Consider the following 1,376-nt stretch of genomic DNA (forward strand, 5'->3'; position numbering starts at 1 on the left):
TTGACTTTTTTATACTGGCGTGCTGAGGCTGTGTAGGGTGTACTGTCGGCTTGAGTGGGGCTGGGTGCCGTGGGTATCGGGCTGGGCTGAGGCTGGTGGGGTGATCGGTCGGCTTGAGCCGGGCTGGGTGCCGTGGGCGTCGGGCTGGGCCGAGGCTGGGTGGGGTGGCCGCCCGGCTCGAGCGAGGCTGGGTGCCGTGGGTATCGAGCTGACCCGAGGCTGCGAACCGTTCCCGCTCAGCTCGACCGAGGCTGCGAACCCTTGGCACCCGACGTGACCGCAACAGCGAGCCTTCCGCACCCCGCCTAGGCAAGACCGCGAGCCTCTGCGCTCAGCCTGCGTACCGGACCCGCCCAGCTTGGCCAGCCGCGAGCCGTCAGCACCCGTCTTGACCCAAGCTGCGACCTCAGCACCCCAGCTTGTCCGAGACCGCGCACCCTCCCCGCCGTAAGCGACCCAAGCCCGCAACACCCGCCCTGCCCAGCCTCCCATCCATTCCCGCCGGGCTTGGCTCAAACCACGAGCCGTTCGCCGCTGTCTTGGGCACAACCAGTTACCCTCAGTCCCGCACACTCGCAGAACGCACGCGCAGGGAAGGGAGTCCCCGGTGGTCGATTCCGCGGGAAAGGCGGCGCATCGGTCGTCAGCGGTTGCCGAGGGCTGGTCGGTGCCGGTGTTGTTTCCGCCGCAGCGTCCGCGGGTGGTGGTGAAGGCTGATCTTCTTCCTGCGGTGAGCGTCCTGTCGACGGCTGCGTTGCTCGGGATTCCGATGGGCTGGTTGTGGTCTCTTCTTGCTCCGGCCGAGCGGGTGCGGGTGATCAGCACTAACGGTCAGCTGGCGCCGTTGGAGTTGGAGAGCTGGCATCGGTTCGACGATCTGGCCGTGTTCGGGTTTCTGGCGATGGCTACCGGGTTGCTGATCGGGCTGGTGGTGTGGTTCCTGCGGGAGCGGCGCGGGCCGGTGGTGCTGGTGGCGGCGGCCGGCGGGGCGTTGGTCGCGGCTTGGCTCGGGACGCAGATGGGGCCCGCGTTCGCCAACTCGAAGTATTCGGTTGACGCGCCGCCCGCGTTGGGGGCGGTGATCGAGCAGGCGCCTCGGATCGAGACGGGGTGGGTGGTGCTGGCCGCGCCGTTGGTGACCTGTTTGGTTTACGCGTTGATGACGGCGTGGAACGGGCGCGAGGATCTTGGGCGGCGGCTGGGGTGAGCGGCTCGTCGCCTGGCGGCGACATTGCCGTTTGGGTTGCGTGGGGCACCCCGAAGCGTGATTGTGCTGACGGTCTGGGGGCGCTTGTCAAGGCGGGAAAGATGCCTTGACAAGCACCCCCAGACCGCAGGGACGCTTCGTATCGGGGTGCGGGGGAGGGGCTGGGTGC

Annotated in this window: 1 protein-coding gene; it reads left to right on the top strand. The window is 68.5% G+C overall.

Features of this window, described 5'->3' with window-relative positions:
- Window positions 1-607 precede the first annotated feature (607 nt).
- Complete coding sequence (locus ACFXI3_RS47100; RefSeq protein ID WP_344268282.1) at window positions 608-1,207, top strand: DUF2567 domain-containing protein; 600 nt, start codon at window positions 608-610, stop codon at window positions 1,205-1,207.
- Window positions 1,208-1,376 lie beyond the last annotated feature (169 nt).

Origin of the sequence: Amycolatopsis sp. NPDC059235, assembly GCF_042754125.1 — a bacterium.
Classification (GTDB): Bacteria; Actinomycetota; Actinomycetes; order Mycobacteriales; family Pseudonocardiaceae; genus Amycolatopsis; species Amycolatopsis albidoflava.